Origin of the sequence: Micromonospora sp. NPDC052213 (genome assembly GCF_040679695.1) — a bacterium.
Lineage (GTDB): Bacteria > Actinomycetota > Actinomycetes > Mycobacteriales > Micromonosporaceae > Micromonospora.
In genome coordinates this window covers 1-6,959 of the sequence record NZ_JBFAVI010000253.1, presented here as the reverse complement: position 1 = coordinate 6,959, position 6,959 = coordinate 1, and the positions used below count along the sequence as shown (strand labels likewise).

Annotated in this window: 3 protein-coding genes; all 3 read right to left on the bottom strand. The window is 73.1% G+C overall.

Annotated features, from left to right (window positions below; translation table 11 throughout):
- Positions 1 to 28: 28 nt before the first annotated feature.
- The 3 genes from AB0L34_RS32130 to AB0L34_RS32120 all read right to left on the bottom strand — a co-directional run bounded on the left by AB0L34_RS32130 (position 29) and on the right by AB0L34_RS32120 (position 6,793).
- A complete protein-coding gene (locus AB0L34_RS32130) occupies positions 29 to 3,322 on the bottom strand; it encodes a S8 family serine peptidase (RefSeq protein WP_363709229.1) in 3,294 nt (1,097 codons plus the stop codon).
- Positions 3,319 to 3,585 (bottom strand): hypothetical protein, encoded by a 267-nt coding sequence (locus AB0L34_RS32125; RefSeq protein WP_350709833.1) that lies wholly within the window; start codon positions 3,583 to 3,585, stop codon positions 3,319 to 3,321. The genes AB0L34_RS32130 and AB0L34_RS32125 overlap by 4 nt, the downstream gene beginning before the upstream one ends.
- A 112-nt stretch (positions 3,586 to 3,697) precedes the next feature.
- Complete coding sequence (locus AB0L34_RS32120) at positions 3,698 to 6,793, bottom strand: AAA family ATPase (protein ID WP_363709227.1); 3,096 nt, start codon at positions 6,791 to 6,793, stop codon at positions 3,698 to 3,700.
- Positions 6,794 to 6,959 lie beyond the last annotated feature (166 nt).

Below are 6,959 nucleotides of genomic sequence, written 5' to 3'. Positions count from 1 at the left end.
GCCCAGCGGGCGGCAGGGCACGACGTCATCAGCGTACGACCGGGATGGCCCGCAGCAGGGTCTGGTCGATCGAGGTGCCGGTGGCGTCCTCGGCGGTGACCCGGAAGCCGACGAAGCTGTCGGCAACCAGTGCCGTGCGCGGGGCGGTGAAGCCGTACTCCCCCGGACCGGCGGGCCGGACCTTGACCTCGGTCCAGGTGGCACCGCCGTCGGCGGTCATCCAGGCCGTCAGGTTACGGAGCTCGCCCGAGGCGCCGGTGACGCCGATGTTGACGTTCAGCGGCCGATCGGCGCGGGCCCGGTTGTGCAGGTCGAGATCCGCGGTGACGGCCACGTTGAGCAGCCGCACCGGGGTGGCCTGCCCGGACGAGCCGTCGGTGCGGAAGGCCCACCTGGTCCTGCCCTCGCCGCCAACGGGGTAGACGCCGCCCGAGGTGAAGGAACGCTCGAGGACGTACGACGCGGGTCCGCTGCCGTCGAAGGTCTTGTCGAGCATCGTGCCGCGGTCCGCGACAAGCGCCCCGTCCCGGTAGAGCCGCGTGGTGGCGTCGGACTTCGACGGGTAGCTGAAGTCGGCGTACATGCCCTTCCGCCCCTGGCTGTCGACCGCGTCGTCCAACGTCAGTTGCAGCCGGGGGCCGGTGACGGTTCCTTGGGCTCGGACCCCGATCGGGGCGGCGAACCAGGTGTCGCGGGTGGTGGTGCCGGGCTGGTAGGCCCGCGCCTGCTGGGTGAAGCGGTACTCCACGCGGTCCTTGTTCCGCCAGGTGAGCTTCATCCACTGCGTGTTCCGGGCGGTGATGTACTCGGTGCGGACCCGGGGCACGGTCAGGTACGACGGCGAGGTGAGGTTGAGCCCGATCAGGTTGGGACCGTAGACGGTGGTGCCCTCCTGGTAGCGGTGGTCCTCGTTGAAACCCTTGTAGGTCGTACGGACCTTGGCCAGGTCCTCGATGTCTTCGGTGCGGAGCCGGTGCGTGGGGTCGTCCGGCACCTCGTCGTCGGCGAACGTGAGGTCGAACAGGAAGTCGCCGTCGCCGGTCATGTGGTCGCTCTTCGCGTCCGCCAGCCGCCAGTGCTCGGAACGGCCGACGGTGCCGTCCATGGTGCCGTTGGTCGGGGTGATCCAGAGCGCGTCCCGGCTGAACGGGCCGTACGCGCCGCCGAACAGGACGCTGTGGCCGGTCCAGTACTTGCCGTCCTTCGTCATGCGTCGCAGGTTGGCGGCGACGAGTTCGGGCCGGGTGTCGAAGCCGTCCGCGGTGACGGTCCAGCGGCGGGTTTCCCGCGCGTCGAGGACGATCGTGTCGGAGTTCGCGGGGTTGTCCTTGGTCAGGATCGCGCCTGCGGGCTTGCCGTTGACCGTCATGGCGATGGTGCCGACGACCACGTAGGGGCCGTCGGGCACGCGGACCTCGGTGGTGCCCGCTGCGGGAAGATAGACGGTGACGGTGGTGCCGCTGTCGGCGTTGAGCATCGTCACCTGGGCCGGAGCCGGGTTGCCGTCCCGGTCGAACGCCGAGATCTTGACGGTACGCGCGCGGTCGAGCAGCAGCGGGATGCGCAGCGACTGCCCGCCGTTCGCCGGGGTGGCGGTCAGCGCCCCGCTGTAGGTGCCGGTCGGCGTACCGGTGCTGTTGACGGTGAGCGTGACCTCGCCTGAGCCGCCGGCGGGCAGCGTGACGGCTGCCGGGCTGACGGTCAGCAGCCCCGGAGGCGTGGCAGCACCGGCGCGGGCGAGGGTGCCCGCGAGGTTGACGGTGGTCTCCGCGGTGCCGGTGTTGGTGATGGTCAGCGTGCGGGTGGTGGTGCCCTCACCGCCGGGGAAGGCCAGGGACCCGGCGGAGGCGAAGAGGGGCTGCGACAGGGCGGCGCGGGCGTCGACGAGGCCGGCGCCCACCTCGTGGATCGACTGCGACGCCGGCGGGGCCACCGCGGTCCCCATGAGCACCGACTTCAGCCGGTCGGCCTTCCAGCCCGGGTGCTCTTCGGCGAGCAGCGTCGCGACGCCGGCGACGTGCGGGGCGGCCATCGACGTACCGCTCAGCGCCGTGTAGTTGGGGTCGGCCTGGACGGTGCCGATGGTGGTGCCGGCGGCGCGGGCGGCCACGATGTTGACGCCGGGTGCGGCGATCTCCGGCTTGACGAGTCCCGGCGCCCGCGCCGGTCCCCGGCTGGAGAATGCGGCGGTGCCGCCGGCGAAGTCGACGGCCGCGACGGACAGGGCGTGCGGGGCGACCGACGGCGCGGAGACGGAGCCGACGCGGGGGCCGTCGTTGCCGGCGGAGACCACGAACAGCGCGCCGGACTGGGCGGTGAGTTGCTCCAGCGCGGTGGACACCGGGTCGGTGCCGTCGGTGGGGCCGCTGCCCAGCGACATGTTGATGATCCGGGCGCCCTGCGCGACGGCCCACTCCATGCCCGCGATGATCTGCGAGTTGTAGCCGTCGCCCTTGTCGTCGAGGACCTTGCCGACGATCAGGTCGGCGTGCGGGGCGACCCCGGAACGGATGCCCGTCGCGCCAGCACCGCTACCCGCGACGGTCGCGGCGACATGGGTGCCGTGGCCCTGCCCGTCGGTGGAGTTGCCCTTGCCGGTGAAGTCCGCCGAGGCGCTGATCCGGCCGGTCAGGTCGGGGTGGTTCGGGTCCGCGCCGGTGTCCAGCACCGCGACCTTGACACCCATGCCGGTACGGCCCGCCGCCCATGCCTCGGGTGCCTTGACCTGCGTCAGGTTGCGGTCGAGGGCATCCGCCTCGGCCTTGCCGTCCAGCCAGATCCGGCTGAAGCTGTCCAGCGTCTCGCCGAGTTCGTCGGCGTCGTCCTTGTCCAGGACGGCCGCGCTGGCCCCGATGGAGGGCAGGTCGCGTCCTTCGGTCAACAGGTCGTCGGCTATGGCCCTCGCCTTGGCCGCCGCCTTGGTGTTGCGCTTGACGATCAGTGGAAGGGTGTCGCGGTGGGCGTCGTCGTAGCCGTCGCGCAGCAGTCCGGTGACGTTGAACAGCTGCGGGTCGAGCCGGGTGCCGACCTGTCCGATCACGTCGCTGGGGTAGAAGAAGGTCTCGCCTGCCACGTCGGTGCGGGCGAGGAACGTGCCGGGCGCGGAGTCGGGTGCCGGTTCCGCGCTGTAGGACCGGGTGCCGTCCGGGGCGGTGGTCACCGTGATCCGGTCGCCGGTGACCAGGGTGATCGTCGTGCTGTTCGCCGTGAACGCCTCAGCGGCCGGCGGCGCGGGCTCGGCGGACGCGGGAAGCGCCGGCCACCCGATGATCGCCAGGCCGGCCAGCCCTGCGACCCATCGGGAGAAGGTGGGATGTTTCATCGATCCTCCGGATTCCATTGGCTGCGCGGGTGTCCCACGGTCCGTATCCGGAACATCGCGGGCACCGCGGTCTCGTCGGCGGCGAGCAGCTCGCCGCCGCCCGCCGCACACCATGCGCCCAGTTCGCCGGGGATCGCCGGGTCCTCGGTGAGCAGCTCCACCACGTATCCGGGTGGAAGGCGGTGGCAGTGCCGTTCGAGGACGTCCCGCACCCTCGGCCAGGGCTCGCCGCCGGCGTCGACGACGGCATGGACCGGATGCATGGGCTACCTCGGGTGGTGGTGGGGCGGTGTGGCGGCCGAACCGTAGAAGACGGCAGTTACAAGTCAGTTACCGTGACGACGGCGAGCGTTCGGTTGGTCGTGGTGGCGTACGTCAGTCAACCGCCGCGGCGGACGCGGCAGCCGGCTCGGCGGCCAACTCCGCGGCGAGCACGCGGACCCGGTCCAGCACCTGGGGGTCGTTGGAGTTCCGAGCCGCCTGCTCGCAGTCGGCCAGCGCCGCCCGCGCCTCCTCCGTACGGCCGGTCCGCAGCAGAATCGCGGTGAGGTTGGCCAGGGCGGGCGGTAGGGCCCAGGACCGACCGAGTGACCGGGCCAGCCGTACCGCGGACGTCGCCAGGGCCTGCGCCCGTCGGTGTTCGCCGTGGAGCAGCTCGATCGCGGCGAGGTTGCTCTGGTCGATGGCGAGGACGGCCGGATCACCCATCCGGCGCGCCGCCGCCACCGCCCGCCGCGCGCAGTCGCGGGCCACGTCCAGCCGGCCGGTCTCCCGGGCCAGTTCCCCCATGATGGACACGGCGCGAGCCAACAGCGGGATGTCGTCACAGCGCTCGGCCAGCCGCAGGGCCTGCTCACACGCCTCCGACGCCGACGCGACGTTCCCGGTGACCAGCAGGCATGCGGCGCGTACGCACTCGGTCTGGGCGAGCTGGGGCAGCGTCACCGCCTCGTCGAGCTGTCTGGCGGCATGCTCGGCACGGGTGAGCGCGGCGAGCGCGTCGGCGTACTGCCCGGAGCCGAACAGCATCGTCCCGACGGTCAGTTCGAGGTCGACCCGATCGGTGTGCGGGGTGCCCTCGTCGCCCGGGACCGGTCGGTCCTCCAGGAGATGCCGCACGGATTCCAGCTCCGCCAACCCGTCCTGCGGCCGCAGCGCCCGGCCGAGCACCTCCGCGAGGGCGATCGCCGCGCGTACCACGCTTCGGGGCTCTGCCGACTGCCGGTACGACGTCAGCGCCACCCGCAGCACCTCCTCCGCCTCGTGGTAGCGGGCGCTGCGGCGCAGCACCGTACCCCAGTCGAGCCGGGCGGCGGCCGCCGCGGCCGGGTCGTTCGGCTCCAGGCGAGCGACCAGGTCGGCGTAGTAGGCGCAGGCGCTGTCGTTGGCGAAGAGGCTGGCGGCACGTTCGGCAGCACGGCGCAGCCAGTGCGCGGCGCGCGGGTCGTCGGCCCGGCTGAGATGGAAGGCCGCGGCTTCCACCGCGTCGGGGCGCTGGACCAGCACGGTCTCGGCGTACGCGCGGTGCAGTTGCCGCCGGCTCGCGGCACCGACCCCTTCGGCGCAGGCGAGCTCGACCAGCGGGTGGCGGAACGCGTAGCCGGTCACCGGGCGTCCGAGTGCCGTGACCGTGCGTTCCACGATGAAGCCGGTCGTGACCGCCGTGTCGAGTGCGGCGGCGACGGCAGGGCCGCCGAGGGGCGGGTGGAGCCCGGCAGCCGCGACGGCCTCCAGTTCGGCGACGGAGATCGCGCCGCCGCCGCCGACGGCGAGGGCACCGAGCACCGCGCGGGCCTCGTCGGGCAGGTGGGAGAGGCGTCCGCTGACCAGTCTGCGCACCCCGTCGGGCACGCCCCGCACCTCGCCGGCGGTGGCGAGTTCCAGCGCGAACAGCGGGTTGCCTCGGGACAGCTCGTAGATGCGCCGAGCCCGCTGCGGCGGAATTCCGAGCAGCCGGGCACAGTCGGCCCGGCTGAGCCGGAGCAGTTCGACCTCGACCGCCAACCCCTGCTCCGCGAGGGTGTCCAGGATGAGGCGACGTGGGTCGCCGGCGGGTAGTTCGTCGCCGCGGACGGTCGCGACGAACCGCCAACGCCGTGACTGGGCGGTACGGATGAGATGGTGCAGCAGACGCAGGGATGCCGGATCGGCGGCGTGCAGGTCGTCGAGGACGAGCAGAAGCGGCCGGGCGGCGGCGAGATCGGTCAGCAGCGCGCTCACGGACCGGAAGAAGCGGGCCTGTTCCTCCTCGGGGCTACCCGCGCGGGTGGGCGCCTCCCCGAGGGTGGTCAGGACGGCAGCAAGACCGGGATGTTCGGCGGCGATCGTCGCCCGCTCGACCGCCGGGCACGCGGCGAGATAGCTGTCGAGCGCATCGACGAACACCCCGTACGGGGTCTGCCCCTCGGCTGTGCGGCAGGTGCCCCACAGCACCTGGGTACCCGCCCTGGCGGCCTGCCCGGCCACCTCTGCGACGAGGCGGGTCTTGCCGATGCCCGCCTCCCCCGCCACCAGCGCCAGCGGCGGGCCGCCCTGCCGTCCGGCGAGGGTGGGCGCGTCGGTGGCATGCCCGACGAGCAGGGCGAGCGGACGCGCGCGGCCGATCAGGGGCTGGTCGTGCGGGTGGCGGATCACCGGCGGCAGCTGCACCACCGTCCGGTCCGCCCCGGTACGGGGGGATGCCAGGGCGTCGAGTGCCTCTCGCAGCAGCGCCTGGAACTCGGCCGCGGGCGGAAAACCCAACTCCTCTGCGAGGACATCGCGCGCCGCGTGGTACTGCCGCACGGCCTGCCTCGGCCGTCCGGCGTCCAGCAACACCCGCGCCAACAGCAGGTGCAGCTCCTCCGCGGCCGGAGTCCGTTCCAGTTCGAGGCGCAACACCTCCACCGCCTGGTCCGTCTCGCCGGCCTGGGCCAACACGGTGGCGAGGGCCGGAACGATCCGGCCGCGCAGGGCCACCAACTGGCGCCGACGTTCCTCGGCCCAGAACGCGTACCGGTCCTCGGGCAGCAGCTCAGGGCTCAACGAGGTCAGTGCCGAGGCGAGCGCCGCCCGGTCACCGGTCGCGAGAGCGTGCGCGGCAGCGGCCGTGGCCTCGTCGGCATCGATCAGTATCAGGTCCCGGTCGAGGCAGATCAGCTCACCCTCGGTGTGCAGGTACGCCGACGGGCTGCGTGGCGCCAGTTCAGGTTCCAGGGCGTGCCGCGCCGCGTGCAGGGTCACGCGGAGACTCCGCAGCGTCGCCTCGTACGGCATCTCCGGCCACAGCGCCTCCAACGCCTGGTCGCGGTGCAGTCGCCCGCCGGGCGTGACGGCCAGCAGTTTGACCAGGGTGCGGGCACCGGTACGCCGCCACTGCTCGGCCACCGCCCGGCCGCCTTCCCGCTCGACGCGGAACCCGCCGAGCAGCTGGATGCGCAGCCGGTGGGGGCGCGCGGCTCCCGGATCCGCCGGCTGAGCTGCCCCTGACATGCGCGACACCCTATCCACGCTGCGGCAACCCTGGCCTGCTGGGGCGTGGGTCACCCACCTCGTGACCTGGTGTCAGCCGCCGCCGTCCCGGCCCGGTCCCGCACCGCCGTGCGGGGTGGGACACCGGCCGGACGAGCTCCGTGTGCCCCGGCCGGAACCGATCCGG